A 25,620-nucleotide genomic window follows, 5' to 3' on the forward strand; every position below is an offset into this window, starting at 1 on the left:
TCCCGAGGGTCTTTGGCCACCGTGGCGCGGTGACCGTGCCGTCTGAATGAGGTAAAGCGTGCCCCATCCAGACGAATTCTCTGATGCTATTGCTAGAGCTTCGTGACCTGATTGAAGGAAAGGGTCACAGGTGTTTCGCGCTCGAAGATTGACACGAGCACTACCAGCTGACGCGATTCCGGTTTGATCTCGGAAATCGTCGCCGGAAGGGTCTCGAAGGGGCCGTCGTTGACCGTGACGGACTCGCCGATATCGAAGTTGACGAACGCTTCCGCTGCCTGAGCCTTGGACTGCTGGCCCGAGCTTGACTGCGCTTGAACCACGGTGTGTTCCAGCATGGAGAAGACTTCACCCAGGCTCAGGGGCGTGGGGTTGTGGGCATTGCCCACGAATCCGGTAACGCCCGGGGTATGCCGTACGGCTCCCCACGATGCATCCGTCAGGTCCATACGGACAAGCACGTAACCGGGGATTCGTACCCGGTTGACGATCTTGCGGACCGTGTTCTTGATCTCGACAACTTCCTCCATGGGAACCTGAATTTCGAAGATGAGATCTTCCATGTCCAAGGTCTGGATACGGGTTTCGAGATTGGTTTTGACACGGTTTTCGTAACCTGCGTATGAATGAATCACAAACCAGTCGCCGGGCTGACGGCGCAATTGCGCACGGAAGACCTCTAGCGGGTCCTCGACGGGCTCGCTGGGATCCTCGGCGGGGGCGTCAGTATCAGAGGATGCCTCCGGGGAGTCCTCGGAACCGATAGCCTCCGAATCGACGTCCGCAGTGGCGTCGTCTTCCGACACAGCATCCTCGGGGGCGCTGTCCTGTGGCATTGCCACCTCAGGAGATGCGTCATCGACGCTGGTACCGGATACCTCTTCCTCGTGATCCAGATCCACGTTCTCGGTATTGACCTGTGATTCGAGTTCTTGCTCGGACACGTAGCTTCCTGCTTTCTTCTTCTTCAATCCTCGTGGATTGATTCCGGCCGGCTACCCCTGAGCTCCGGGTCCTGGGCAGATTGCCGTTCAGCTTCCGGCTGAGCCGCTACCGAACACCCATTGAGCTCCAAGACCAAAGGCAAAGTCCAGAATCGAGACGATGGCCATCATTATTAACACAAAAATCATGACGACAATCGTGTATCGCAACAGCTCTTGGCGGGTAGGGGTCACTACCTTTTTCAGCTCAGCGATAACCTGCCGAACGAACAAAACGATGCCACCAACGAAGCCGGGCTTGCCGTCTTTGCCAGAGGTGCTTCCCTTCGAGCTGCCTGCAGCTGTTTCGGTCACCATTACCTCGATCATCGTTTTGATTGGAACACGCCCGGAATCGATGTAATCCGACACCCGGCCCGCATGAAATGGAGTACTTCCTTGACTATGATTGCGCCCGAAGACGCTCATGCGCAGGGCAGACAGGACTCGAACCTGCAACCTGCGGTTTTGGAGACCGCTGCGCTACCAATTGCGCCACTACCCTATAGGCTCTCTCCGCTTTGAAGGCATAAGCAATCAGGCGGTTCAACACCGAGGATCTAGTCTACGCAATCATTTGCGTCACGTCGAACCGGCACGGGGCCGGCGTGCAACGCATAAGCTGGGCTTGGATCTGCACGTACAACAGGAACGGAAAGTCCATGTCATCCAACGCCGAGTCCGCGCCCGCGCGACAGTCCCGCAGGATTTCCCGACGGATCGGTTCCATTGCAGAGTCGGCGACGCTAGCAGTGGATGCAAAGGCCAAGGCGCTCAAAGCTGCCGGACGCCCCGTTATCGGTTTTGGCGCCGGTGAACCCGACTTCCCCACCCCGGGCTACATCGTGGAAGCCGCCATCGAGGCCGCCAAGGATCCACAATTCCACCGCTACTCTCCAGCCGCGGGTCTCCCCCAACTGCGCGAAGCAGTGGCGACGAAAACGCTGCGGGATTCCGGGTACAAGGTTGATCCCGCGCAAGTGCTTATTACCAACGGTGGCAAACAGGCCGTGTACGAATCTTTTGCCACCCTTTTAGACCCCGGCGATGAGGTCATAGTTCCCACTCCGTACTGGACCACTTACCCCGAAGCAATCCGTTTGGCCGGCGGAGTACCTGTGGAGGTCTTCGCGGGGCCAGAGCAGGGCTACCTGGTCAGTGTGGATCAACTAGAGGCGGCGATCACCGAGCGCACGAAGGTGCTCCTCTTTGTCTCGCCCTCAAACCCAACCGGCGCGGTCTACTCTCCAGAGCAGGTTGCCACCATTGGACGCTGGGCTGCGTCCCGTGATCTGTGGGTGATAACAGACGAAATCTACGAGCATCTGACGTACGACGGCGTCGAATTCACCTCGATCGCGACGGCTGCGGACCTCGGCGATAAGGTGATTGTCCTCAACGGCGTCGCTAAAACGTACGCAATGACAGGCTGGCGGGTCGGTTGGATGATTGGGCCCAAAGACGTCATCAAGGCGGCCTCGAACCTTCAATCCCACGCGACGTCGAACGTTGCCAATGTTTCCCAGATGGCTGCCCTGGCTGCCGTGTCCGGCCCCCTGACTGCCGTCAATGACATGAAGCAGGCCTTCGATCGCCGACGTCGGGCCATGGTAACCGGGCTGAATGCCATCGATGGAATTGAATGTCCCACGCCGCACGGGGCGTTCTACGCCTACGCGGACGTGCGCCAGCTTCTAGGCCGTGAAATTGCTGGTTCCACACCCCGCACCTCGGCCGAATTGGCTTCACTGATCCTTGAGAAGGCGGAAGTGGCTGTGGTCCCCGGCGAAGCGTTCGGTCCCAGCGGCTTCATCCGCCTCTCCTACGCTCTGGGGGATGAGGATCTGGCCACCGGCGTCGAGCGTCTGCAGCGGTTCTTGGCACCATAAAGTCAGAGGAGGCGTCGATCAGCGGCCCAGCGTGTCAACTCGTATCGAGATGACAACTGAAGTTTGCGCAGCACTGCCGAGACGTGAGTCTCCACCGTCTTGACCGAGATGAACAGTTCCCTGGCCACTTCCTTGTAACTGTAACCCCGGGCAATATGCCGCATGACCTCGAGTTCACGAGCTGACAGCCGGTCAAGCTCGTCGTCAACCTGCGCCACGGCGGCAGTGCCGAAGGCATCCAGAACAAAGCCAGCAAGCCGTGGTGAGAAGACTGCGTCACCGCCAGCGACTCGCAGGACCGCGTCCGTGACCTCCCGCCCCGAAATGGTTTTCGTGACGTAACCTCGGGCACCGGCGCGGATAACCGTGACCACATCTTCGGCAGAGTCTGAGACGCTGAGCGCCAGAAAGCTCGTCTCTCCCAGAAGCTCAACACATCCCGCGATCACCGCGGCTCCCCCTGCCGGACTGCCAGGCAGGTGAACATCGAGCAGGACCACCTTGGGTCTCGTGGCGTGGATGACGGCGACGGCTTCCTCCACGGTAGCCGCTTCCCCCACGACCTCAACTCGGTCATCCAGATCCGCCTTCAAACCAGAACGGAAAATCGCGTGGTCATCGACCACTACTATCGATACCGTCGTCATCGTCATTCCTTCTCTCCTGCGCTCATGACAAGATGCATTTCCGTCCCGTCCGGGCCGCTTCGAATATTCACGGTGCCACCGTGTCTGCGCATCCGTCCAATCACGGATTCCCGGATACCGAGACGATCCACGGGTACTGCCGCCGGGTCGAATCCAACGCCGCGATCACGCACAAAGACTTCGAGAGCCGTGCCAGCTTCAACATAGACCGAGATCTGCCCGCCAGCATGCTTTGCTGCGTTCTGCACCGCTTCACGCGTCGCCAGGACCAGCGCTTCGGTCCGTGGTGACAATGCTGCCGATACCGTAGATGATGCGTCGCCGACGATCACGACGTCAATGGGATGCCCATAGGCGTCCTCCATCTCCGCTGTAATGGAGCGAATCCGTTCGGAGAAGTTGCCCTGCCCGTCTTGGTTATCGCGGTATAACCAATCGCGTAGCTGCCGCTCCTGTGCGCGGGCCAACCTCATGACGTCCTGTTCATTTCCTGCGCGATTCTGGATGAGAGCCAGCGTCTGCAGTACGGAATCATGCAGATGCGCTGCAATGTCCGCACGTTCGGCTTCCCGCACACGTGCGGATCGCTCCGATTCAAGGTCCTTCCATACATTCAGCCCCCACGGGGCAAGCACCAGCGCAATGCCCGCAAGCACGGCCAGCGATGCGGCGAGCGAGGACCAGATCTCATCGAAAGCCACAGCGCCGGAGACCATGAACAACAGGCCACCGATGACAAGGACTAGCCCTCCACACACACGGAGCAGACCAGCTTTTCGTTCAGCGCCAGCCCTATTCATGAGTGAGGATCGGCGTGATTCGTCCAACTGCCGCCAGGCGATGACGGAGCCAAGGGCGACGGCGGCCAGCGGCAGGATCATGCCCCACCGAATGTCAGCGCCCAACTGATAGGCCAACAGCATCGCCGCAGCCAGTAACAGAACAACACCGATGAGGAGCTCTCTGGTGCCCCGTCGACGTGCCTCGATTCGGTCGATATCAATGCCCGGTGCATTCGCGCCCGGGAAGCGCAGGGGCCGGCGGGCACGCGCGGTAGCCGGGGATCCGACCTCGTGCGTTCCTCCATCCACCGCGGGCACCATGATCCACAACCAGGCATACAGCAGTGCTCCGGCGCCGCCGGCAAAAATGAGGGCAACCATGGCAACCCGGGTGGCTTTCACCGAGAAGCCAAGGTGCGCTGCCAGGCCCGAGCACACGCCAGCGATAACGCGGTTGCCGGGACGGACCAAGGGAGCTTGCATACAGTAATCCAAACACGGAACCCACGCTTTCAGCGCGAAAGTGGGCATGAACCAGGGTCGGCAGGAATAGCCCCCGGGGAAGGATCAGGGGTGTCCCCCATAGATTGCCGCCGCGCGCGTTGGCAAAATGAATGCATGAACGAACACTCCGATGAACCACAGGGGCAAAACGCCCCGGCCCACGGCTCCTCAGCACCTCCTCCCCCACCACCGCGGAACGGCTTCTTCAACTGGCTGCGCTCCCTGCGCATCGTCCGCGGCCGCGAGCGCTGGATCGGCGGGGTCGCCTCCGGTATAGCCCACCGCTTTGGCTGGGATCCTGTCCTGGTGCGCGGCGTCTTTGTGGTTCTGGCCATCATCGGAGGAATCGGTATCCTGGCCTACGGACTCGGCTGGGCGCTGCTCCCCGAACCTGATGGCCGCATCCACACTCAGGAGGTAGGCCGTGGACGTTGGAGCCCGGGCATGACCGGCGCCGTCGTCCTGACCATCATTGGGCTGTGGTCCCCGGATGTTTGGCTGTTCGACGACGGCGGGCTGGGATGGGGGATCTGGCCACTGCTGTGGCTTGCCGGAATCGGGGTGCTCATCTACGTCATCGTCACCCGCTCTCAACGCTCGAAAGCCCAACAACAACCGGGGCAAAGCCAGCCGTGGTCGGCACCATCGCCATCAGGTGACGGGCCACCACCAACGGGTGACGGTCCGCCAATACCACCGGCAACTTTTGACCCAGCACAGACTCAAGCGGCAACAGCCATGCCTTTGATGACGCCTGCACCGTACCCCACACAGCCCTATCTGCCGGTGCCGCAGCCACCGAAGGAGCGGACCGGGCCAACAGGTGCCCAGTGCGCGATTGTTCTTGGACTGACGCTGCTCACTGTTGGCACTATCACCACTCTGGGCTACCTCGGAATCCTCACGGCGGCCGCAGCACCGCTAGCAGCCGCAGCCGCCGTCGTCGTCCTGGGTCTGGGTTGTATCGGCCTGGGCCTGGCCGGTAGGCGTTCGGGGATCATCGGATTTCTCTCCGCCGTCGCCATCGTGGTGGCGCAGATCTTTGCGCTGGTCCCGCCATCGCCGTCGTTCGCTGTCGCAACCAGCACCCAGTGGAACCACACCTCAAGCCAGCTGGCCACGGAAGGATATTCGCTGGCAGCGGCGTCCGGGACCATCGACCTCACCGGCCTGTCACAGCCGGAACGGGCTGTAACAGTGCCAGTCAATGTGTCGGCCAGCGACGCCACCGTCATTGTTCCCGATGACACCCGCGTGGTGATCACCACCGAACTGGTCTTCAGCGACATGAACGTCAAAGGCCCAGTGAACGGCAACAACGAAGATATCTGGGACGAGCAAACCATAGTGCTCAATAAAGACGCAGAAGGACCACCGATCCTCGTGAACATTCACGGCTCATTTTCATCCATCAACATCCACACTGAAACGAACGGAGCCACCCCATGAGCACAGTAGTTGAACCACGCCGCCACGAAACCCGAACTGGGACCGTGGTCTGGGGCCTGATCGTCGTCGTCATTGGGCTTGCCTTCATCACAGCGCAGCTGACCGACATTGAACTCGATCCCGTAATCGTGTTGCTCGTCATACTGCTGGGCTCCGGTCTAGCACTGGTAGCCGCCGGGTTCATAGCCGCTGCACGCGGACGTAATCGGACACCCAGCCCCCATGACGTGACAAGCGGAGACAAAGGAGGAAACCTGTAGTCATGGAAACTTTGTTCAACACGTTGCGAAAATCACCCATCAAGCGCGGGCCAGAACGTTGGGTTGGGGGCGTCTGTGGCGGAATTGCGGCGAGGTTCGGATGGGACGCTGGCTGGGTCAGGGTCGGCACCCTGCTGAGCTTCCTGCTCCCGGTCATCGGGATTGGACTGTATCTGGTCCTCTGGCTCGTCCTGCCGAAATACGACGGCACCATAGCTCTTGAACGAATCATCGCCGGAAAATAGCGGAAGGGAAGCCAGATGAGAATCGGCATTCTGACCAGCGGCGGGGACTGCCCGGGCCTGAACGCTGTGATCCGGGGCGCTGTACTGAAGGGCATCAAAGTTGGCGGGCACGAGTTCGTGGGCTTCCGCGACGGCTGGCGGGGAGTGGTCGAGGGGGACATCGTCGAGCTCCCCCGTCACAGCGTCCGCGGTATCTCCAAGCAGGGCGGCACCATCCTGGGGACGTCGCGAACCAACCCGTTCGACGGCGACGGCGGGCCCAGCCGGATAGGCCAGACACTGGAGAACCTCGGCATCGACGCGGTCATCGCCATTGGCGGGGAAGGCACGTTGGCTGCCGCGAAACGTCTGACCGACGCCGGACTGAAAATTGTGGGTGTTCCCAAAACTGTAGACAACGATCTTGATGCCACGGATTACACGTTTGGTTTCGACACAGCCGTGCAGATCGCCACCGAAGCAATTGATCGGCTGAGGACCACCGGAGAGTCACATCACCGGTGCATGGTTGCCGAGGTCATGGGCCGAAATGTGGGCTGGATAGCGCTCCACTCCGGAATGGCCTCCGGTGCCCACGCCATCCTCATCCCCGAACAGCAGGTGTCGATGGAACAGGTATGCAACTGGGTGCTCACGGCCAGAGACCGTGGCCGCGCACCTCTGGTGGTGGTCGCCGAAGGTTTTGTACCCGCACATCTGAAGGCACCCCACTCCGAGCGTGGACTGGACACCTTTGGGCGAGCCCGGCTTGGAGGAATAGCGGATCAGATCGCTTTGAGTATTGAGGAACGCACCGGCATAGAAAGCCGGGCCACCGTCCTGGGCCACATCCAGCGTGGCGGCGTCCCCTCAGCTTTCGACCGCGTGCTGGCTACACGTCTCGGTATGGCCGCCGTGGATTCGGTGACCCAGGGACTGTGGGGCACCATGGTCTCCCTCAACGGAACAAACATTGAACGGGTTGGCTTCGACGCCGCCCTGGGTAACCTCAAGCGCGTGCCTCAAGACCGTTATGACGAAGCCGCGATCCTTTTCGGCTGAGCTCTTGAGCCGACCATGGATCGTGTTAGGTTGCCATCATGGATCTGGAACCCGGGACTCAGGAGATTGTACTGTTGGCGTGGTCGCGGCAGCTCGGTCTCCGAGATGATGCGCTGTCGGCGGCAAAGAATCGTGTATACGTGGTGAAGGATGGCGCCGCCGCAATCAGCTTCGTGAGACTGTTTGGCCGTGAAGTCTTCTCCGGACCCCGGTGGGCGGTCGATTCCGCTGCCGGGGTCTGTGCCGATGACCTCGCCCGGCATGCAACCCTCGTCCAACTCAGTCGTGAACACGGCGGACATGGCCTCGGCGAGGCCTCCCTGTACTTCTCTGACGAGTTGCCGAACGCCGAAGTACACGACGGTGCCTCCGTGAGTACCGACGTCGGGACCGCCCAGACGCTGGAAACGCTCTGCCCTCCGGACGACGCCGCAGACGCAGGGCTCTCCCTCTGCGACCGGCACTGGGTCCTCGTCGATGGGCACGAGAAGACCAGCACTCCTCTTGCCGGAGCAGGCTACTCCATCTGGGAGGGGTTTCTGGCTCACATGGCCGTGATTGCGTCGCCTCCCAATAGGGGCCGCGGCCATTCTCGGAACATCACATCCATTGCTGTTGAAGAGGCCCTCGCGTCCGGCCTTGTGCCCCAGTGGCGCGCTCGGAACGGTAACGCAGCAAGTCACGCACTTGCTCGCAGGCTCGGATTCACGCCCGCGGGATCACAGACCAGCGTCCTGCTTGGGAGTTAGCCCAGCAACTCCAACATGTCGAGCTTCCCGAAGTACTCAGCGGAAGCACGCGCTGTTGGTGTGCCTGCATCCGGATCCGCGCCAGCAGCGACGAGAGCGGCGACGACGTCCCGATAACCCTTGAAAACAGCACCGGCCAGAGGTGTCTGTCCCCGATCATTCAAGGAATCTGGTTCCGCACCGGCTTCTAGCAGCACCCCGACAGTGTCAGCATGGCCGTGGTAGGCCGCCAGCATGAGCAGCGAGTCACCAGAAGCGTTGGTCATGGTCGCGGGCACTCCCGCCGAAACGTAGCGCGTCAGGGTGTCGGTGTGTCCTTCCCGTGCGGCGTCGAAAAGACGCTGCGCGAGTTCCAGAGCAGCGTCTTCACGCGCGTCCTCAGCAGCCATTAGCGCGGGCTTCGGAGGAAACCGGTCTGACGTCCGACGACGGCCCCAGCATCTGTGGCGACGATGGTCTCCTGGGCTGCGGCGTAGCTTTCGTCGGAGTCCTGAACTGTCAGCACTTCCGATGGATCAACACTGCGCTTGATCACCGCGAGCGCAATCGGTCCCATCTCGTAATGTTGTTCCGCTGAAGTTACCCGGCCCACTTTCCGCTCGCCCAGCAGCACGTCGCTACCGGGCAGCGGAAGGGTGTGCTGCGAACCGTCCAGCTGCAGGAACACCAGCCGACGAGGCGGGTGCCCGAGATTATGAACACGAGCGATGGATTCCTGACCTTTGTAGCAACCCTTGGCCAAATGGACCGCGGTGCGGATTAGGTCCAGTTCGTGCGGAATGGTCTTCTCATCCGTCTCCTGCCCCGGGCGGGCGCGCCATGCTGCGATGCGCAACGCTTCGGAAGCCATGGTGCCGGCGAGGATCCACCCGTCCGATTCGAGCGAGGCCACCGCCGCTTCAAGGCCTTCAGTGGGCACGAGGTACTCAAACCACGGCCTCGTCTTCCCAGGGTGGGCATCTTCCTCAACGGAGGAATATGCATAGCCACCGTCGGTGATCGAGGGCCACGGATCCTGCCACACTACGTAGTGCTCCAACGCGGGCACCTGTTGCGTTGACGCCAAGACTCTCCACGACTCACTGACGTCCGCAATGTCAACGCGTAAAGCGAACTTCATTTTGTTGAGCCAATCCAGAAGACCCACGGTCTCCGAGGCCTCCAAGGTAAGCCACGCCGTTTCGCCATCGTCGATGACATGCGCCGCGAATTCTATCCGGCCCTGGATTGTCAGAAATAATGTCTCAGTGCCAATGCCGGGTGACAGCTCAGTGAGCGCTTGAGAGGACAGTGTGTTGAGCCAGCTCAACCGATCCAGGCCTGTGACTGTGATGACGCCGCGATAGGAATGGTCGACGACGGCGCATCCACCCCGGACACCGGCCAAGGCGCGTTGCTCGCGAATGGGATCACCGTAGTGAGCTGCCACGCCGGCGTCCTGTGCGCCAGCTTCAACGGCTCCGTGACGGGAAAGGAGGGGACTGCGATAGCTCATATTAGTGGAACGTCCTTCGAGTGGAGGCGTATTCCGTCTACGGGAGCCCAGATCCTCAGTTTATTTTTTGCAGGGCCGCAGACGCGTGTGCGTGAAGTGGTTTGCCCTCAGCCGATACGTCCCAGCGCCAGTACAGATCGCCGTTGACGAGACCAAAAATTCGGGTTCCGGCAGTATACTCGCGGGAATTCTGGCCGCGCATGACGAGATCAGTGCTGAGCTGGATCTGAGGGCCCTTGATAGTGCCGTAATAGAGTTCAGCGATGCCGCCCGGGTGAACGATGGTGGCAGTAATATTGAACCCGCCGTCTTCATTCCTCAGGGCTTCGACGTCGTCCGCGGTCTTCATGACCGGAACGATATCCGCGGGCTCAAGCCCGGGGCCGCCGTCGCCGGACAGCAGTTTGCGGTCCAACGCGCAGAAACCGCTTTCCAGGGACAGCGAACGCAGTTTATTGCCGTCCTCGTCCGTCAACCAGCTTTCGGCACTGTAGGACAGGTACGGCAGCCCGTTCTGGCTGAAGGTGACGCGCTGGGAGAAGTGCTCAGATTCGGGCGCACCCTCCCCCAGGCGGCCTGGGCCTTCCCACGAACCCAGCAGCCACGAGAGCGGCACTAGTTCCGGGGTGAGGTCCGTTGGAAGTTCGGTGACCATACGGGACCGCTACTTCTGGCCCTTGAACAGGCCGTAGACCACAAGACCGGCGAACCCGGCCATGGCCACGCCCGCGAGGACGAGCAGGACGACGAAGAAAATTTCGAGAGCAACTATCGACATGCTCCTATCCTAACCCCGGCGGCCGCGGCAGCGGGATTCGACGACGTCATGCGATGAGGAGTTTGTCCAGGAAATAGACCAGTGCCCCCAGTGCCACCACGGGACACATGCTCAGGGACAGCCATGCCGGTATGGATGGGTTGAATTCGCGGGACAGCACCAAGCGACGGAAGCTAACGACGACGGCGGCGCACGCAATGCCGATGATGGCCGCTGCCAACGGCGATACACGGGTGAATAGTATGGCCGTCAGTGGTCCAGCCAGCCCTCCAAGAAGGATCCCAAGAGGCGCTACGATGCGATCTGGCCAGCGGATAGTGCAGATGGCGCCGGCCACGAACACGCCGATTCCCGTTACAAGCATCACACCGGAGTTCGTGGCGTTTGTGGACAGTCTGTCAGCGGCTACCCACCCGCCGCCAAAGGCGCTGATCATGACCCCAGCAGCGGACCCTAGCGTGGATTCCAACCTGCCACTCTGACCCGTTCCGCGGAACAACTGGATGAGGAAGACGGCTATGACACCGATGGCCACGATGATGGGCATCCACGTCATGAGGGCGTTCAGTGGTGCGTAGAGGGACAGTGCGAGGGACCCCAGTCCGGCCAGGCCAATGACGCTTCCCACACTCTTGCGCGCGGGCATCCCTAGTGCGTGCGGCCAACCCCACGCGAACAGAACCACGGCAAGACCCACGACAACGGCCAGAGCCAGCCGCGAGGTGTAGGAAGTGGCGATGATCGCGGCCAGCACAACGCTGGCGGCCGGGGCCACACTCCAGTTCTTCACGGACACCATCCTGCCTTATAGGACTGACTGTTGGGCCATACACCCGAAAAACAAAGGAACCCTCGGGCTAGTGCCGGAGGGTTCCTGCTGGTGGAGGACATACGGGTCGAACGTATCAAAGGCACCCCACTGGTGCATCCCCCTTGTATGAGCTTCTACGCTACACAGTCCTCGGAGCGGTACCAAATCGGAGGTCAACGAGTTCGCGTAGGCTGACCCCATGACGGAGAACAGCGCGAATACTTGGCCCGTGGTCGTCTCGACCGGAACACCAGATGCAGACCTGATTGAGGACCTGCAGGAGTTGGCCGGGGCTGCCATTGAGTCGGACGGTAACCCCCCGTTCTCCGAGCAAACCCTCGTGGATGTGAAGTCAACAGATTCGGAGGTGACCGTCTATGCGGCCTACTGTTCAGCTGATTTCAGTTCCTCCATTGTGCGAGGACTGGCGGGGGCGGCCGTCGTCATTCATGCCCGTGGCGAGGACGACGGCGGACTGTTGGAACTGGTGACGCGCCCGTCCTTCCGAAACCAGGGAGTGGGTCAGAGCGTTGTGAACAGGGCTTCGTCCGATCCTGGGTTCTCGGCTCTCAGCGCCTGGTCCCATGGAAATCATGCGGCGGCAGCACGACTGGCCATGTCCTGCGGATTTGAGCCGGTGCGTGAATTGTGGCGTATGCGCCAGACACGGGCCAACGCAGCGGCCGCTGGTATCCCCGCGGAGGGCAGGGCACTGCCTGAGGGAGTCGCCATTCGAACTTTCAGGCCCGGCCTCGATGACGATGCGTGGCTACGCGCTAACGCTGCCGCCTTTGTCCACCATCCCGAACAAGGACGTACGAGCCTGCAGGATCTGTGTGCCCGCATGGCCGAAGACTGGTTTGATGCTGAGGGTTTTCTGCTGGCGATTCGTAACAGTCCGGGGGCAACGGACGACGGCGAACTCCTCGGCTTCCACTGGACCAAGGTGCACCCGGCTGCCAGCGGGCAACCGGCCATCGGTGAGGTTTACGTCGTCGGGGTGACACCCGCTGCGCAGGGCATGGGGCTGGGCAAGGCCCTCACTCTTGCCGGAATCGAACACCTTCATGGGAAGGGGTTACAAGCCGTCATGCTCTACGTTGACGCGGACAACGAGGCCGCAGTGGCGCTGTACCAAAAACTCGGATTCACCCGCTGGGACGTCGATGTCATGTATGCGGTCCGATAGGCAACGTCCGCTTGTAGAGTTGGGAACAGACGAGGCGGTTATTACCTAGGAGAAAACATGGATTCCGACACAGCAGCACTGCCACGGATCCGCTCCGGTTCATCGGAAGCGGCGCCATCGCGAGCCAGCCAGGACCGCATCGACATCCCCGAGTTCGAACCGAACGAGCCCCCGTCAGGTGATATTTCCCTAGAACGGTTCCTTGACCGCGAGATCAGCTGGCTGGACTTCAACGCCCGTGTCCTGGAACTCGCCGAGGACGCAGACCTCTTCCTGCTTGAGCGCGTTAGTTTCCTGTCCATCTTTGCGTCCAATCTCGACGAGTTCTTCATGGTGCGCATAGCCGGACTGAAGCGACGGATCGCCACGGGGCTCGCCGTCCCGTCGGCCGCCGGTCTGAGCCCCATTGAACAATTGGAACTGCTGATTCAGGAAGCCAGAAAACTTCAGGAACGCCACGCGGACGTTTTTGCCCAACAAATCCGACCCGCGCTAGCCGCGGAAAACATTCACCTCACGCGCTGGGAAGATCTGGACGAGAGTGAACAGGGCAGGCTCACGACCCTGTTCAAAGAAAAGGTCTTCCCGATCCTCACGCCTCTGGCCGTGGATCCGGCACACCCGTTTCCCTACATCTCAGGGCTATCGCTGAACCTGGCCGTCGTCGTGCGTAATCCGGTGAGCGAGAAAGAACTGTTCGCCCGCCTCAAAGTGCCTGACCAGCTTCCCCGGCTCATCGGTATCGACGGCCCTCGCGCCGGGAATGTCGCGGGCCGCGTGGCTCGCTTCATCCCGCTCGAAGATGTCATCTCAGTTCACCTGGACCTGCTGTTCCCCGGAATGGAAGTCCGCGAACATCACGCATTCCGCGTCACCCGGAACGAAGACCTGGAAGTGGAAGAAGACGACGCCGAAAACCTGCTGCAGGCGCTGGAAAAGGAACTGCTGCGCCGACGCTTTGGCCCTCCGGTACGCCTTGAGGTGACCACCGATATCAACCCGAGTATAAAATCTTTACTCTCCCGTGAGCTCGGCGTTGAAGACGACGAGGTGTACATGCTTCCCGCGCCGCTGGACCTTCGCGGGCTCAGCGTCATCAGCCGAATCGACCGCGGGGACCTTCACTACCCCAAGCGTGTTCCGCATACGAGCCGGCACCTGAATGAGAGCGAGACATCAAAAGCCGCCAACGTCTTCGCCGCGATGCGGCGTCGCGACATACTCCTACATCACCCCTACGACTCCTTTTCGACGTCGGTCCAAGCGTTCTTAGAACAGGCCGCCAACGATCCGAAGGTCCAGGCGATCAAACAGACTCTTTACCGAACCTCCGGTGACTCCCCGATTGTTGATGCGCTCATTGATGCCGCGGAGTCCGGTAAGCAGGTGCTTGCGCTGGTAGAAATCAAGGCCCGATTCGATGAGCAGGCGAACATTTCGTGGGCCCGCAAACTGGAGCAGGCTGGTGTCCACGTTGTGTACGGCATCGTGGGGTTGAAGACGCACTGTAAACTCTCTCTCGTGGTGCGCCAGGAGGGGGACGGTCTGCGCCGCTACTGCCATATTGGCACCGGGAACTACCATCCACGCACGGCCAGATACTACGAGGATCTTGGTCTGCTGACTGCGAACGACAACGTGGGCGAAGACCTTTCTAAACTGTTCAACCAGCTCTCCGGCTACGCCCCAAAATCTTTGTTCAAACGCCTGCTGGTGGCGCCCCGCTCGGTCAGGTCCGGTTTGATCGAGCGGGTGGAACAGGAGATCGCGAACAGCAAGGCAGGCAAACCAGCGCGTGTTGTCATCAAGGTAAATTCCATTGTCGATGAGTCAATCATTGATTCGCTCTATCGCGCTTCGCAGGCTGGGGTGAAGGTGGATGTCATTGTGCGCGGGATCTGCTCAGTCCGTCCGGGAGTACCTGGTTTGAGCGAGAACATAACGGTTCGGTCCATCTTGGGCAGATTTTTAGAGCACTCGCGGGTGTTCGCCTTCGCAAACGATGATGATCCAGTGGTTTACATCGGTTCTGCAGACATGATGCACCGCAATCTGGACCGGCGGGTTGAGGCCCTCGTTCAGATTTGCGAACGTGACGACATTTCCCATCTCATCAGCCTGCTTGACCGGTATCTGGACGCCGAGACCGCGAGTTGGCATCTCGACAGGGAAGGCAACTGGACGCGGCGCTACCGCGACGACGACGGTGAGCCGCTCAACGATATCCAATCCTGGCTGCTGGAGTCCAGGATTCGTCAGCGGATGCCAGCGCGGCATTCATGACAGATTCCACGGATACTCCGAAGGTGGTTGCGGCGGGGGCGTTGTGCTGGCGTCTGCAAAAGGGCCACCTGCAGGTGCTACTGATCCACCGCCCGCGGTACGACGACTGGTCTTGGCCCAAAGGGAAGGTAGACGCGGGCGAAACTCCGCCCCAAGCCGCGGTGCGCGAGGTGCAGGAGGAAGTGGGTCTAGATATTTCCCTGGGCGTTCCGCTTCCCTCTGTTCGCTATGAGGTGTCCGCCGGCCCCAAGATTGTGTACTACTGGGCGGCGAAGGCTGAGGGGATGACGCCTCAGCCCGACGACGACGAAGTGGACAGGGTGTTGTGGTGTTCGCCAGCCCGTGCATACGAGCTATTGTCGATGACTGCCGACAAACTGCCCCTGGATGCGCTGGTCAACGCTCATAGTGAAAAGCGTCTGGATACTTGGCCTCTCATCCTGTTACGCCATGCAAAGGCCAAACCCCGATCCTCGTGGACTCGTGCTGAAGGTGAGCGTCCTTTGGCTGGGTCCGGGCTTCGGCAAGCGAAAGCAGTGGGAAAACTACTCATGTGTTGGCGGCCCAAGCGCGTCCGATCAAGCCCGTGGGACCGCTGCATCCAGACCGTCATCCCATACATCAAACGCTCCGGAGCCAAGCTCAAGCACGTCGAGGCCGTCACCGAACACAACGCCAAGCGGAAACCTCAAAAGGCGGAAGCCGCCGTCCGTGCCCTGTTCGACAAAGCCAAACCCGTAGTGTTGTGCACGCACCGACCCGTGTTGCCATTGGCGTTCAACGTCATCGCCAAGCACCTGCCCGAAGCGCTCGCCGGGAGCCTCCCGACGTCGGACCCCTATCTGAAGGCCGGCCATCTCCTGGTCTTCCAGGTAAGCTCCCACGACCGCGGCCGCATTGTCTCCGTGGAGAAACACGCTCCCTACGATGACTAGGGGTTGACGCCGTCAGTCATTGTGTCAAATACTTAGTTCATTGACACAACAATCCGGGGGTTTCCATGCAGTTGTATGCGTCCATGTCCGTCGTCCTGCTCACCATTGGTGCGGTGCTGGTCTACTCCTTCCTGCGGTTCGCTGCCCATGCCCCGACAGGCCGCGATGAGGCTCGATGGGCCGCACGGCGCCATGGATTCTGGACCGCGCTGATCGGGTTCTTCGCCGTAGGGATCCTCAGCGGACGCAGTTATGGTGTGGTGGACTCCCCCATCGGCGAGCGCCAACCCGGCACCGTACCCATGGGTTGGAACGCGGACTGGCCCGGAGAATTGTGGTCACTATTGCTCCCCATGGCCGGTCTGGGAGCCATCTACGTTATTGCGCAGTACACCTGGCCCCGACCCAAGGGCTCAGTTCGTTCGGCTGAGCTGAGCGTGCGGCGGATCATTGACTTCATTCCTCGCAACCTCACGCTTTTAGCCATCTTGCTGACTCTGGTCACCGGAGCGCTCGTTGTTGCCGCGGCAGGCCTTGAAGAAGTTGCGCCACGCGAGAGCGAGTTCGGGTATGGGCTGTCTGGGCGTGCGTCGGGAGGATACTTTGCCACTGGCACCGGTCTCGCTCTTCTCATTCTGATCACCGGAACGGCCATGGCCATCGTCGTCATAGTGCGCCGTCGTCCGGTACCAGGACTCAGCATGGTCGACGATGCCACCGTCCGTCGTATCGGGCTGAACCGTTTGTTACGCACGGTGATTCTCACGTTGGTAACGCTCCTCTCTGCGGTGGTCAGCTACGGGACGACGGGGACCGCGGATGCGTTGAATCCTCCCGTCACCTTCTGGACAACCATCTCCGGACCGCTACCGCTAGTAATCCTTGCCGTTTTTATCGCCATGCTCTTCTGGGCCCCGCCACAATTGGGTGTGCCCAGGGAAGGCGAGGAGCTGGCTCCCCCACGGTCACGGACCTACCAACGCGCGCTGCGGGTAAGTAACAGGTCCCGACTGATTGGGTACATACTGCTCGCCCTCGTCTGGCCCTTCATGTTCTTTGCTCCAGTGTCCGGCATCACCATGGCGCCGGCTGGACTGCCTGCGATGGCGAGCATCATTGCAGTTGCCTACGCCGGGTTCCTTCTGGTGATCGCCGCGGGGGAGTTTGTATTGCGCGGCGAGTCGCCGTCGAGCCGGACGGCCCCCTTGCCGTTTGCTGCCATCGTGCCACGCGTATTTGCGGCCATCGTCATGACCGTGATTCTGCTGGTGATCGTAGCTGGCGCCGTCGTATTTAACCTCGCACCGAATAGGGACACGCTGCCGCATCTGATGGGAGCAGCGGCTGCCATTGTCCTCTCGGGCACCGTGGCCGTTGTGGTCACCTGGCGACGGAGCGCACCTTCCTCGGCCGACGGCACCCTTGATTCACTACTTCGGAAAGTGAGCGTGCACCGGGTGCTCCGCCTGACAGCGTCGGCCATGCTGTTACTGCTCGCCGTGCTGATTCATGCGCACTCGCTCCTGCTGTCCATGCAGCTGGGGATCTACCAGGCACCGTCCCAGGGCATGGCGCCGGAACTCCAAGTGCCCCAAACGATATTGCTTGCCGCTGCCATCGGAATGGCCATGATACCCGGGCCAGCACGACCGCGTGCGTCGCGCATACGGGAAACGGTCGAGGTCAGGTCGTGAGCACACGCGTCACCGTTGACCTCTCTTCACCCACTCCCCCGTACGAACAGATTAGGGTCCAGATTTCGACGCTCATCTCACTGGGCAAGATAGCCGTGGGCGAGAGGCTGCCGACGGTCCGCAGCCTGGCCCTTGACCTGGGTGTGGCGGTTGGGACGGTGGCCAGGGCTTACAAAGAGCTGGAGTCAGCCAGCCTCATTGAGAGCCGCCGTCGACACGGCACTGTTGTCATCGGCGACCCAGAGAATCAGGGCATGTTTGGAGCCGTGCAGAACGAAGTGGTCAATGAGGCTGTCAGGCACCTCATCCGCGAAGGGCGGATGGCAGGGCTGGAAGACCACACGCTGATGGAGCTCCTCCGCAGCCACCTCGTCGGCGATACACTGAGTCCGTGAGCCTTTCCAACGACATTCCCACGCCGTACGAAGACCTATTGCGCGATGTGCTGGAGACCGGCACACCCAAAACTGACAGGACAGGGACCGGAACTCGGAGCGTTTTCGGCCGCCAGCTTCGGTTTGATCTGAGTGAGTCGTTCCCCCTGATCACCACCAAACGCGTCCATTTCAAATCCCTCGCTGTGGAGCTCCTGTGGTTCCTTCGCGGAGAGTCCAATGTGGGCTGGATGCGGGATCAGGGCGTCACCATCTGGGATGAGTGGGCGGACGACGACGGCGACCTCGGCCCCGTGTATGGCGTCCAGTGGCGCAGTTGGCCCACTCCCGACGGCGGCCACATTGACCAGATCAGTCAGGTGATCGAGAACCTCAAGACAAACCCCGATTCCCGACGGCATGTTGTCTCCTCCTGGAACGTTGCGGACGTACCGAATATGGCGCTACCGCCGTGCCACATGTTCTTTCAGTTCTACGTCGCGGATGGCAGGCTGTCCTGCCAGCTATACCAACGCTCGGCGGACATGTTCCTCGGGGTCCCCTTCAACATTGCCTCCTACGCACTGCTGACCCTGATGGTCGCCGAACAGGTGGGACTGGAACCAGGCGAATTCATCTGGATCGGCGGAGACGTCCACATTTACGACAATCATCTGGAACAGGTACGCGAACAACTCTCCCGCGAACCTTTCCCCTCACCACGGCTGCACATCCGGAAGGACCGGACGAGCATCTTCGACTACACCTTCGAGGACTTCGAGGTCCTTGACTACCAACACCACCCGACGATTAAGGCACCAGTGGCTGTATGAGCACTTCATCGAGAATCGGAATGATCTGGGCGCAAACTGAGTCAGGCGTCATCGGCAAAAACGGATCCATGCCCTGGCATCTGCCGGCGGACATGGCGCACTTCAAGCGCACGACGACGGGCCACCCTGTCATTATGGGACGGCGCACTTGGGACTCCTTTCCCGCAAAGTTTCGACCGCTACCGGACCGGACCAACATTGTGGTGACCCGGAAGAAGGAGTTGGCGGCGGAAATCGCCGAAGCAGGCGCCGTCGTCGTCGGGTCCCTTGAAGAAGCGCTGGACGCTGCCAGTCAGGCGCCGGGCAGTGAAGAAATCTGGATCGCAGGTGGAGGGCAGCTCTATCTGGAGGCTGAGCCCATGGCTCAATTTGCGGTTGTGACTGTCATTGAAGCCGAAGTAGAAGGCGATACGTACGCTCCCAAACTCGGCCCGGACTGGCAGTTGCGGTCCGTTGCGCCTGGCTCTGGATGGGACACAGACTCCAACGGCACCCGGTACCGCATCAGCGCGTGGGAACATCCGGTCTGACCCAGTGGGGAGTGCTCCCCATCGCTAGGACCCGGGTTGCTCGATAAGCTCAAAGCCAATCAGAGCAACCGATAGACAAGGAACCTGCAATGTCCGAAACATGGGGCGCGAACCCCGACCAGCTGCGAACACTCGCGAAGCAGTGTGGCACTGGGTCGCAGACCCTGACGGATATTTCCAAGTCACTCTCCACTGTGGTCAACAACCCGAATATGTGGAAGGGTGGCGACGCCGACCGCCTACGCGGCAGCTGGAACTCCGGTATGAAAGCACGACTCCTCTCGGCGTCGAAGTTACTGGACAAAGCCTCTACTGACCTGGTGAAGCAAGCGAAAGAACAGGAACAGGCCTCGCAGGTGGGCGGAAGTAGCGGCCGCGGCCGCAACTCCGGCGGTTCTGGCGGTTCCGGCGGAGAAGGCGGCTCCGGGGACAACGACTTCTGGGGGCCAGACTGGTTGGCCGATGAGGATTCCCCGTTCCGCAACGGGTGGGACATCTACGGTTACGCGAAGTACCTGCCCACCATGCGTGCTGGGCTGTTCGATATGGCAGGCATGGCTCATGGCGCCGGGTCGTTGGCCGAGTTCATGGACCCAAAGGCCTGGGCAATGTTTCAGAAATCCAATATGTTCAGTCAGTTTGCCAACACCTCGTCGAACCTGTTCGACGGCAACTGGCACCGGGCACTCAACCTGACCGAGGGATCATCGGCTTTCAAAGCCTTCAACGGCTTGGGTAAAGGCCTAGGTGGTCTTGCGGTTGGTCTGGATACTCTTGACGCGTTCAACCATTTTCAAGATGGAGAGACCGGCGAGGGCATCTACTCGGGTTCGAAAGCCGTCTTGGGTGCCTTGTCATTCGCGCCGCCACCTGTAGGCACAGCTGCCATGATTGCCAGCGGGGGTCTCTTCCTGTATGACAATGTTCCCGTCATTCATGATGCCGTCAACGCAACTGGCGAGGCTATCGCCGACGGCGCTGAGGCCGTGGGCGGCGCAATTTCCGACGGCGCTGAAGCCGTTGGCGACTTCTTCGGCTTCTAGAAACTAGGGAAAGTGACATGACTGAAACTCAGGAAAACTCAGCATCCGCAGGAGCGCAGGGATTCCCAGACAGCATTGGCTTCGGATTCGCTGAGCTCATCGCATTACTGAACCTCCAAAAGGGAGAGGAAGCGAATAAGAGCGGTGCCGCATTGCGTCTTGAAGCGGAGATGAAAGAGACTACTCTCATCTCTGCCGGCGCTTCATCCCTGGTGGCGCGTGGACTCGCCACTGTCGTTGAAGGCGGTGAACTTGCCGTGAGCGGACCAGTAGCTGCGGTCACTTCCGCCCTCACCACATCAGCCAAGCGCGTGCAAATCGATTTGCTGACCGCGGATCACATCGACAACGTGCTCTCTGTTGAATCGAAAGATTTTTCGATCCTTCTGCAACCCCGTGCGTATCTTTCCTGGTTCGCCATGGCCCAGAAGCCGGAGCTGTCCACTGCGGAGGCGAACTTCTATATCGTTCGCAAGCATCTAGAGGACAACCCAAGCGGAGGAGCCGCGATTTCGCTGCTCGAAGGGAAAGAAAGAGTTCGCCTGCTCATTAAGGCTGAGGATGCCGCGTGGACCGTAGCCACGAACAATCCGGATGGTACCGTAGTTGATGAAAATTCCGGTCTCAACGACGCTGAGGTCGTTAAACGCATCCGCCTTATCCGACAGGACTGACAGGACTGACAGACGTGGTTTACGACGCTGAACGCGACAAGCGTGACATTGCAACCCGTGACTTTCATGACGCGCGCGTAGCCGCCGGGGACGGGCGCATTTTGGCGCGCGGCAACGATGCCGAACTCTACAGCTACGCCATGGAAGAGTACGGCGTACTTCGTGCTGGACCCGGGCCCGTTATGACTACGCTGTGGGGACATATGGTCTACACCGGCCTCATTTTCTTGGGCCTCATTGGGTACATCTGGATGTACGCGAGCTTGTACGTCCGCCCCATACCCACGCCTCCCTGGGGAGGTTGGTTACTGGCCGCAGCTATCCTCGCGGTTCTTCTATATGCCGCTAGGAATCTTAAAATTGAGTGGCACGCGGACAAAATTCGCAAGGAGCGGGGACTTCCGACACCCACAGACTCGCCCATCTGGGTGGGTACTAGCGACACTTCGAAAGAGAAATAGTTGTAACCAGCATCGACTCCTAGAATCCGCCCGACAGGACTAACACAAGTGGTTTATGACGCTGAACGTGACAAGCGGGACCTAGCAACGCGCGACTTTCATGAAGAGCGCAAAGCCGCCGGGGAAAAACGAGTCCTGTCACGCGGAAACGACGCCGAGCTCTACAGCTACACGCGCGAAGAGTACGGCGTTCTCCGCGCAGGACCCGGGCCCGTTATAACCACCCTGTGGGGGCATATGGTCTTCGTCGGCCTTATCTTTTTGGGCCTCATTGGGTTCATCTGGGGGTACGCGAGCCTGTACTTCCGCCCCATACCCACACCGCCTTGGGGAGGTTGGTTCTTCGGCGTGGCCATCCTCGCGCTTCTTGTATATTTCGCACGTAACCTCAGAACCGAGTGGCGCGCCCGCAAGCTCCGTAAGGAGCGCGGCCTGCCGACGCCTACGGACTCCACGGTGTGGATCGGCTCGAGCAATAATTAGGCCGATAGCATGAGCGCATGGCCTCTAAAGTATGGATCGTTCAGCACGATGACTCTCCTGACAACACAAGTGTTGGAGTATTTGCCACGCAAGGCGAGGCTGGCTCATTCGCCGAGGAAATGAGCGACCGTTTTGAGAACGGGCTGCTCTACTCTGCCTTCAACGTTGGCTACCGGTACGACCAGGGGACTGGTTACGTGGCCTTTGGCCCAGACTCCTCTGGCTGGCCCACCCGTGCCTTGCACCGCCTAGCACGTCTTTTGCACGTGAAGTAACCGATAGCCGCGGGCCCGGGAGCATCCCCTAAAGTGGAATCATGACTGATTTCCGCCAAGATCTGCCCAGTGTCCCCACCGTTGGCTTTGTCGGTTGGCGCGGCATGGTTGGGTCCGTCCTCATGCAGCGGATGCAGGATGAAGGGGACTTCGACCTCGTGAACCCCGTTTTTTTCTCCACGTCCAACGCGGGCGGGGACGCGCCGTCGTTCGCTGCCGGACCCGGCCCCCTCCAAGACGCATACGACGTCGGGACTCTCTCCAAACTACCGATCATCGTCAGTACCCAGGGCGGCGACTACACCGCGAACGTCTACCCACGGTTGCGGAGCGCAGGCTGGGATGGGCTCTGGATCGATGCGGCTTCGACCCTTCGAATGGAACCGGATTCCATCATCGCCCTTGATCCAGTGAACCGGGACGTCATAGACGCTGGACTGGCCCTGGGATTAAAGGATTTCATCGGCGGAAACTGCACAGTTTCGTGCATGCTCATGGGCCTCGGAGGGCTTTTCCGCAATGGTTTGGTGGAATGGGGAACCTCCATGACCTATCAGGCGGCCTCGGGCGGAGGCGCCCGTCACATGCGTGAGCTCCTCAACCAGTTCGGCTCCCTGCATGGGTCCGTGGCAGAGCTGCTGGAGGATCCGGCGTCGGCCATCCTCGACATCGACCGTGGAATCCTCACTGGCCAGCAAGGTCCGCTGTTGGACACCACCCACTTTGGCGTGCCGTTAGCCGGGTCTGTTATTCCGTGGATCGACGCCGACCTGGGCAACGGGCAGTCCCGCGAAGAATGGAAAGCCGGCGCGGAGACCAACAAGATTCTGGGCCTCGACACTGCCGATAGCTCGCGGATTCCGTTTGACGGCCTCTGTGTCCGCGTCGGAGCGATGCGCTCTCACTCGCAGGCCCTGACATTGAAACTGACCGAGGACCTTTCGCTGGAAGACATTGAGCGTTTGATTGATCAGGACAACGAATGGGCCGAAGTTGTCCCGAACACCAAGGAAGAGTCGGTTTCCCGTCTCACCCCTGTCTCTGTGACGGGCACCCTGTCGGTACCCGTCGGCCGGATCCGGAAACTCGAAATGGGCCCTGAGTACATCAGTGCCTTCACCGTCGGAGATCAGCTACTCTGGGGTGCCGCCGAACCGCTGCGCCGCATGCTGCGGATCGCGACAGGCAACCTTTAGCTAACCCAGGGTTACAGGCTGCAGCCAATCAGGAGCGGCTCCGCGTGAAGACGAATACCGTAGGCGGCCTCAACGCCGTCGGCGACGGCGGATGCCACGGCTAGAACGTCGGCAGCCGATGCGCCACCTCGATTGGTCACCGCGAGCGTATGTTTTGTGGATAGCGACGCCCGCCCACCAGCGTGCACAAAAGCACTGTCCTGCAGGCTCAGTCCGTAACCCTTGCCAAACCCTGCGTGGTCAATCAGCCATGCAGCGCTGAGCTTTACCAGGATCTCCCCGTTCGGCATAGCCGCTGCCGACTCGACCGGGAAACGAGGGGCATCATCCGGCAACTGGTCAGCCACGACTTGGGGGACGATCGGGTTGGTAAAAAATGAACCCGTACTGAATGTGTCCCGATCTTTAGGGTCCAGCACCATGCCCTTGCTGCCACGCAACCGAAGGACCTCACGCCTGACATCGACCGATGGGGCCCGCCGCCCAATATCGACGCCGACGGCCCTCGCGAGCTCCGCATACTTCACCGGCGCACTCAAATGTCCAGGCTGCAGCTGGAACTCGACGGTCAGGACCACGTACCGCGGAGAACCTTCAACCGTTGTGCGCTTGAGCACTGAGTCCCGGTATGCGAAACCAAGCTCGCTGTTGGCGAAGCTCTTCACCGCTGAAGTCTCCCGGTCCCACACTCGCACCATGGAGATGGTCTGCGATACGTCTGACCCGTAGGCGCCGACGTTCTGTACCGGCGTGGCGCCCGTGAATCCCGGGATTCCGGACAATGCTTCCAGTCCCGAAGCTTCCCGGCGAACGGTTTCCTGAACGAGGTCGTCCCACGGCTGGCCGGCTTGCGCCGTCACCGTAACGACGCCACACCCGATAACACCTTCGTCGATCGTGAACCCACTCGAGGCGATCCGAACTACGGTTCCGTCGAAACCGGCGTCGGAAATGACAAGGTTCGAACCGCCGCCCATAACCAGAAGCTTCTCCCCTGCCGCATCAACCGCGCGGACGGCGTCGATAAGCTCCTGCTCCGTGCTTGTGGTGATCACGCGCTTTGCCGGCCCGCCAACGCCCAGCGTCGTCAGTGGAGCCAAGATGTTTTTGGTCATGGAATAACTACCAGACCCGGACCAGTGCTTGAGATTTACCCAGCACTTTCTGGTCTGCGGCGGTCACCGTCAGATCAACGCGGACAGTGGAGTTATCCAAGTCAACGGCGCCGACGACGCCGGTCACTTCAATGCGCGCACCAGGCTCTGAAGTCCCGGTGGTGTCTTCAACGGGAACGGGCTTGGTGAAGCGCGTCTGATAGTCGATGATGGCCGCCGGGTCACCAGCCCAATCGGTCACCAGCTGTACCGCAGCACCCATAGTGAACATGCCATGCGCGATCACGCCAGGAAGCTCCACCGATGTCGCGAAATCCTCGTTCCAGTGAATCGGGTTGAAGTCGCCGGAAGCGCCAGCGTAGCGGACCAGATCCTCACGCGTCACCTCGATGGTTCTACTCCCAATGACCTGGCCAGTCTCTACTTCAGATAGTACAATTCCCACGTTTACTGCCCCTCTCCACGGACGAGAATCGACGACGTCGTTGTGGCGGTTTTTTCGCCTTCGACGGTGCTGATTTCGGCGCGTGTCGTGATCATGGCCCCGCCACCCATGGCCCTGACCTGATCCACATGGAGTTCCGCTACCAATTCATCTCCGGCGATAATCGGCCGATGGTGAGTAAAGCGCTGGCTGGTATGGACAACTCGCGAGAAGTCGATGCCCGCCTCCGAATCCCCAACAAGCTGAGCATCAGCCCGCTGGGCGACGATGATTGCGAAAGTCGGCGGAGCAAGCAGGTCCCGATAGCCGGCATCGGTGGCAGCATCGACGTCGTAATGCGCCTTGTGGGTGGCCTTGACGGCTCGGGCGAATTCGCGGATCTTTTCGCGGCCCACCATGTACGGTTCCGTGCTGGGATAGCTACGTCCCTGAAGGTCAGGATTGATGGTCAACTGGA

General features: G+C 60.5%; 30 protein-coding genes and 1 tRNA gene. 19 read left to right on the forward strand and 12 right to left on the reverse strand.

Annotated features, from left to right (window positions below; genetic code table 11):
* Positions 1 to 92: 92 nt before the first annotated feature.
* The 3 genes from nusG to JOE65_RS12805 all read right to left on the reverse strand — a co-directional run bounded on the left by nusG (position 93) and on the right by JOE65_RS12805 (position 1,488).
* The gene (nusG, locus tag JOE65_RS12795) at positions 93 to 944 is read right to left on the reverse strand and encodes a transcription termination/antitermination protein NusG (protein WP_205163559.1); all 852 of its coding nucleotides are present in this window, start codon (positions 942 to 944) and stop codon (positions 93 to 95) included.
* Between the two features lie 87 nt (positions 945 to 1,031).
* On the reverse strand, positions 1,032 to 1,313 hold the full coding sequence (gene secE / locus JOE65_RS12800; RefSeq protein WP_205163560.1) for a preprotein translocase subunit SecE: 282 nt from the start codon (positions 1,311 to 1,313) through the stop codon (positions 1,032 to 1,034).
* A 102-nt stretch (positions 1,314 to 1,415) separates the two neighbouring features.
* Positions 1,416 to 1,488: transfer RNA gene (locus tag JOE65_RS12805), tRNA-Trp, on the reverse strand.
* A gap of 157 nt (positions 1,489 to 1,645) precedes the next feature.
* Between JOE65_RS12805 and JOE65_RS12810 the strand changes: the two genes are divergently transcribed.
* A complete protein-coding gene (locus tag JOE65_RS12810) occupies positions 1,646 to 2,872 on the forward strand; it encodes a pyridoxal phosphate-dependent aminotransferase (protein ID WP_205163561.1) in 1,227 nt (408 codons plus the stop codon).
* A 2-nt stretch (positions 2,873 to 2,874) separates the two neighbouring features.
* Here the strand turns inward: JOE65_RS12810 and JOE65_RS12815 are convergent, their stop codons facing one another.
* Entirely contained in the window at positions 2,875 to 3,519 is a 645-nt protein-coding gene (locus JOE65_RS12815) for a LuxR C-terminal-related transcriptional regulator (RefSeq protein ID WP_205163562.1), read from the reverse strand.
* A gap of 2 nt (positions 3,520 to 3,521) precedes the next feature.
* Positions 3,522 to 4,784, reverse strand: a complete 1,263-nt coding sequence (locus JOE65_RS12820; RefSeq protein ID WP_205163563.1) for an ATP-binding protein — start codon at positions 4,782 to 4,784, stop codon at positions 3,522 to 3,524.
* A 135-nt stretch (positions 4,785 to 4,919) separates the two neighbouring features.
* Between JOE65_RS12820 and JOE65_RS12825 the strand changes: the two genes are divergently transcribed.
* The 5 genes from JOE65_RS12825 to JOE65_RS12845 are packed head-to-tail and all read left to right on the forward strand — an operon-like array spanning position 4,920 to position 8,549.
* Entirely contained in the window at positions 4,920 to 6,254 is a 1,335-nt protein-coding gene (locus JOE65_RS12825; RefSeq protein ID WP_205163564.1) for a PspC domain-containing protein, read from the forward strand.
* Positions 6,251 to 6,514 (forward strand): hypothetical protein, encoded by a 264-nt coding sequence (locus JOE65_RS12830; protein ID WP_205163565.1) that lies wholly within the window; start codon positions 6,251 to 6,253, stop codon positions 6,512 to 6,514. Before JOE65_RS12825 ends, JOE65_RS12830 begins: the two co-directional genes overlap by 4 nt.
* A 2-nt stretch (positions 6,515 to 6,516) precedes the next feature.
* Positions 6,517 to 6,759 carry a PspC domain-containing protein gene (locus JOE65_RS12835; protein WP_205163566.1) on the forward strand — a complete coding sequence of 81 codons (243 nt, stop codon included), beginning with the start codon at positions 6,517 to 6,519 and terminating at the stop codon, positions 6,757 to 6,759.
* A gap of 15 nt (positions 6,760 to 6,774) precedes the next feature.
* A complete protein-coding gene (locus tag JOE65_RS12840) occupies positions 6,775 to 7,800 on the forward strand; it encodes a 6-phosphofructokinase (RefSeq protein ID WP_205163567.1) in 1,026 nt (341 codons plus the stop codon).
* A 38-nt stretch (positions 7,801 to 7,838) separates the two neighbouring features.
* A complete protein-coding gene (locus JOE65_RS12845; RefSeq protein WP_205163568.1) occupies positions 7,839 to 8,549 on the forward strand; it encodes a GNAT family N-acetyltransferase in 711 nt (236 codons plus the stop codon).
* Here the strand turns inward: JOE65_RS12845 and JOE65_RS12850 are convergent.
* The 4 genes from JOE65_RS12850 to JOE65_RS12865 all read right to left on the reverse strand — a co-directional run bounded on the left by JOE65_RS12850 (position 8,546) and on the right by JOE65_RS12865 (position 11,612).
* Entirely contained in the window at positions 8,546 to 8,938 is a 393-nt protein-coding gene (locus JOE65_RS12850; protein ID WP_205163569.1) for an ankyrin repeat domain-containing protein, read from the reverse strand. The two genes, JOE65_RS12845 and JOE65_RS12850, sit on opposite strands and share 4 nt — an antisense overlap.
* A complete protein-coding gene (ygfZ, locus tag JOE65_RS12855; protein ID WP_205163570.1) occupies positions 8,938 to 10,044 on the reverse strand; it encodes a CAF17-like 4Fe-4S cluster assembly/insertion protein YgfZ in 1,107 nt (368 codons plus the stop codon). The genes JOE65_RS12850 and ygfZ overlap by 1 nt, the downstream gene beginning before the upstream one ends.
* A gap of 55 nt (positions 10,045 to 10,099) precedes the next feature.
* Complete coding sequence (locus tag JOE65_RS12860) at positions 10,100 to 10,699, reverse strand: heme-binding beta-barrel domain-containing protein (RefSeq protein WP_205163571.1); 600 nt, start codon at positions 10,697 to 10,699, stop codon at positions 10,100 to 10,102.
* A 169-nt stretch (positions 10,700 to 10,868) separates the two neighbouring features.
* Positions 10,869 to 11,612, reverse strand: a complete 744-nt coding sequence (locus tag JOE65_RS12865) for a hypothetical protein (protein WP_338021643.1) — start codon at positions 11,610 to 11,612, stop codon at positions 10,869 to 10,871.
* Between the two features lie 220 nt (positions 11,613 to 11,832).
* Here JOE65_RS12865 and mshD point away from each other — a divergent pair, with 220 nt between their 5' ends.
* The 13 genes from mshD (at position 11,833) to asd (ending at position 23,603) form a co-directional block, all read left to right on the forward strand.
* Positions 11,833 to 12,822: a mycothiol synthase gene (mshD, locus tag JOE65_RS12870; protein ID WP_205163573.1), complete on the forward strand. Its 990-nt coding sequence runs from the start codon at positions 11,833 to 11,835 to the stop codon at positions 12,820 to 12,822.
* Between the two features lie 57 nt (positions 12,823 to 12,879).
* On the forward strand, positions 12,880 to 15,105 hold the full coding sequence (locus tag JOE65_RS12875) for an RNA degradosome polyphosphate kinase (protein ID WP_205163574.1): 2,226 nt from the start codon (positions 12,880 to 12,882) through the stop codon (positions 15,103 to 15,105).
* A complete protein-coding gene (locus JOE65_RS12880) occupies positions 15,102 to 16,040 on the forward strand; it encodes an NUDIX hydrolase (RefSeq protein WP_205163575.1) in 939 nt (312 codons plus the stop codon). The genes JOE65_RS12875 and JOE65_RS12880 overlap by 4 nt, the downstream gene beginning before the upstream one ends.
* A gap of 65 nt (positions 16,041 to 16,105) precedes the next feature.
* Positions 16,106 to 17,734 (forward strand): hypothetical protein, encoded by a 1,629-nt coding sequence (locus JOE65_RS12885; RefSeq protein ID WP_205163576.1) that lies wholly within the window; start codon positions 16,106 to 16,108, stop codon positions 17,732 to 17,734.
* The gene (locus tag JOE65_RS12890) at positions 17,731 to 18,129 is read left to right on the forward strand and encodes a GntR family transcriptional regulator (protein WP_205163577.1); all 399 of its coding nucleotides are present in this window, start codon (positions 17,731 to 17,733) and stop codon (positions 18,127 to 18,129) included. Before JOE65_RS12885 ends, JOE65_RS12890 begins: the two co-directional genes overlap by 4 nt.
* Complete coding sequence (locus JOE65_RS12895; protein ID WP_205163578.1) at positions 18,126 to 18,941, forward strand: thymidylate synthase; 816 nt, start codon at positions 18,126 to 18,128, stop codon at positions 18,939 to 18,941. Before JOE65_RS12890 ends, JOE65_RS12895 begins: the two co-directional genes overlap by 4 nt.
* Complete coding sequence (locus JOE65_RS12900; protein ID WP_205163579.1) at positions 18,938 to 19,471, forward strand: dihydrofolate reductase; 534 nt, start codon at positions 18,938 to 18,940, stop codon at positions 19,469 to 19,471. The genes JOE65_RS12895 and JOE65_RS12900 overlap by 4 nt, the downstream gene beginning before the upstream one ends.
* Positions 19,472 to 19,560: 89 nt before the next feature.
* Positions 19,561 to 20,514 carry a hypothetical protein gene (locus JOE65_RS12905; protein WP_205163580.1) on the forward strand — a complete coding sequence of 318 codons (954 nt, stop codon included), beginning with the start codon at positions 19,561 to 19,563 and terminating at the stop codon, positions 20,512 to 20,514.
* 17 nt (positions 20,515 to 20,531) lie between these two features.
* Positions 20,532 to 21,188 carry a hypothetical protein gene (locus JOE65_RS12910; RefSeq protein WP_239536716.1) on the forward strand — a complete coding sequence of 219 codons (657 nt, stop codon included), beginning with the start codon at positions 20,532 to 20,534 and terminating at the stop codon, positions 21,186 to 21,188.
* 14 nt (positions 21,189 to 21,202) lie between these two features.
* On the forward strand, positions 21,203 to 21,649 hold the full coding sequence (locus JOE65_RS12915) for a hypothetical protein (RefSeq protein WP_205163581.1): 447 nt from the start codon (positions 21,203 to 21,205) through the stop codon (positions 21,647 to 21,649).
* A gap of 48 nt (positions 21,650 to 21,697) precedes the next feature.
* The gene (locus JOE65_RS12920; protein WP_205163582.1) at positions 21,698 to 22,132 is read left to right on the forward strand and encodes a hypothetical protein; all 435 of its coding nucleotides are present in this window, start codon (positions 21,698 to 21,700) and stop codon (positions 22,130 to 22,132) included.
* 17 nt (positions 22,133 to 22,149) lie between these two features.
* The gene (locus JOE65_RS12925) at positions 22,150 to 22,407 is read left to right on the forward strand and encodes a hypothetical protein (protein ID WP_205163583.1); all 258 of its coding nucleotides are present in this window, start codon (positions 22,150 to 22,152) and stop codon (positions 22,405 to 22,407) included.
* Positions 22,408 to 22,448: 41 nt separating this feature from the next.
* A complete protein-coding gene (gene asd / locus JOE65_RS12930) occupies positions 22,449 to 23,603 on the forward strand; it encodes an aspartate-semialdehyde dehydrogenase (protein WP_205163584.1) in 1,155 nt (384 codons plus the stop codon).
* Between the two features lie 11 nt (positions 23,604 to 23,614).
* Here asd and JOE65_RS12935 read toward each other — a convergent pair whose 3' ends face one another.
* Genes JOE65_RS12935 through JOE65_RS12945 form a run of 3 tightly spaced genes read right to left on the reverse strand, consistent with a single transcriptional unit; the run spans position 23,615 to position 25,615 of the window.
* A complete protein-coding gene (locus JOE65_RS12935) occupies positions 23,615 to 24,718 on the reverse strand; it encodes a UDP-N-acetylmuramate dehydrogenase (protein ID WP_205163585.1) in 1,104 nt (367 codons plus the stop codon).
* Between the two features lie 7 nt (positions 24,719 to 24,725).
* Positions 24,726 to 25,163 (reverse strand): MaoC/PaaZ C-terminal domain-containing protein, encoded by a 438-nt coding sequence (locus tag JOE65_RS12940; protein ID WP_205163586.1) that lies wholly within the window; start codon positions 25,161 to 25,163, stop codon positions 24,726 to 24,728.
* Between the two features lie 2 nt (positions 25,164 to 25,165).
* Complete coding sequence (locus JOE65_RS12945) at positions 25,166 to 25,615, reverse strand: FAS1-like dehydratase domain-containing protein (RefSeq protein ID WP_205163587.1); 450 nt, start codon at positions 25,613 to 25,615, stop codon at positions 25,166 to 25,168.
* Positions 25,616 to 25,620 lie beyond the last annotated feature (5 nt).

The organism is Arthrobacter roseus, from assembly GCF_016907875.1.
Classification (GTDB): domain Bacteria; phylum Actinomycetota; class Actinomycetes; order Actinomycetales; family Micrococcaceae; genus Arthrobacter_J; species Arthrobacter_J roseus.

Excerpts from the sequence above, each read along its gene's own strand:
- JOE65_RS12835 (WP_205163566.1), top strand. The coding sequence starts at position 6,517 with ATGGAAACTTTGTTCAACACGTTGCGAAAATCACCCATCAAGCGCGGG.
- JOE65_RS12900 (WP_205163579.1), top strand. The coding sequence starts at position 18,938 with ATGAGCACTTCATCGAGAATCGGAATGATCTGGGCGCAAACTGAGTCA.
- JOE65_RS12815 (WP_205163562.1), bottom strand. The coding sequence starts at position 3,519 with ATGACGACGGTATCGATAGTAGTGGTCGATGACCACGCGATTTTCCGT.
- asd (WP_205163584.1), top strand. The coding sequence starts at position 22,449 with ATGACTGATTTCCGCCAAGATCTGCCCAGTGTCCCCACCGTTGGCTTT.
- JOE65_RS12850 (WP_205163569.1), bottom strand. The coding sequence starts at position 8,938 with ATGGCTGCTGAGGACGCGCGTGAAGACGCTGCTCTGGAACTCGCGCAG.
- JOE65_RS12825 (WP_205163564.1), top strand. The coding sequence starts at position 4,920 with ATGAACGAACACTCCGATGAACCACAGGGGCAAAACGCCCCGGCCCAC.
- JOE65_RS12820 (WP_205163563.1), bottom strand. The coding sequence starts at position 4,784 with ATGCAAGCTCCCTTGGTCCGTCCCGGCAACCGCGTTATCGCTGGCGTG.
- JOE65_RS12875 (WP_205163574.1), top strand. The coding sequence starts at position 12,880 with ATGGATTCCGACACAGCAGCACTGCCACGGATCCGCTCCGGTTCATCG.
- mshD (WP_205163573.1), top strand. The coding sequence starts at position 11,833 with ATGACGGAGAACAGCGCGAATACTTGGCCCGTGGTCGTCTCGACCGGA.
- JOE65_RS12840 (WP_205163567.1), top strand. The coding sequence starts at position 6,775 with ATGAGAATCGGCATTCTGACCAGCGGCGGGGACTGCCCGGGCCTGAAC.
- JOE65_RS12830 (WP_205163565.1), top strand. The coding sequence starts at position 6,251 with ATGAGCACAGTAGTTGAACCACGCCGCCACGAAACCCGAACTGGGACC.
- JOE65_RS12845 (WP_205163568.1), top strand. The coding sequence starts at position 7,839 with ATGGATCTGGAACCCGGGACTCAGGAGATTGTACTGTTGGCGTGGTCG.
- JOE65_RS12905 (WP_205163580.1), top strand. The coding sequence starts at position 19,561 with ATGTCCGAAACATGGGGCGCGAACCCCGACCAGCTGCGAACACTCGCG.
- JOE65_RS12880 (WP_205163575.1), top strand. The coding sequence starts at position 15,102 with ATGACAGATTCCACGGATACTCCGAAGGTGGTTGCGGCGGGGGCGTTG.
- JOE65_RS12925 (WP_205163583.1), top strand. The coding sequence starts at position 22,150 with ATGGCCTCTAAAGTATGGATCGTTCAGCACGATGACTCTCCTGACAAC.
- JOE65_RS12910 (WP_239536716.1), top strand. The coding sequence starts at position 20,532 with ATGACTGAAACTCAGGAAAACTCAGCATCCGCAGGAGCGCAGGGATTC.
- JOE65_RS12860 (WP_205163571.1), bottom strand. The coding sequence starts at position 10,699 with ATGGTCACCGAACTTCCAACGGACCTCACCCCGGAACTAGTGCCGCTC.
- ygfZ (WP_205163570.1), bottom strand. The coding sequence starts at position 10,044 with ATGAGCTATCGCAGTCCCCTCCTTTCCCGTCACGGAGCCGTTGAAGCT.
- secE (WP_205163560.1), bottom strand. The coding sequence starts at position 1,313 with ATGATCGAGGTAATGGTGACCGAAACAGCTGCAGGCAGCTCGAAGGGA.
- JOE65_RS12810 (WP_205163561.1), top strand. The coding sequence starts at position 1,646 with ATGTCATCCAACGCCGAGTCCGCGCCCGCGCGACAGTCCCGCAGGATT.
- JOE65_RS12885 (WP_205163576.1), top strand. The coding sequence starts at position 16,106 with ATGCAGTTGTATGCGTCCATGTCCGTCGTCCTGCTCACCATTGGTGCG.
- JOE65_RS12935 (WP_205163585.1), bottom strand. The coding sequence starts at position 24,718 with ATGACCAAAAACATCTTGGCTCCACTGACGACGCTGGGCGTTGGCGGG.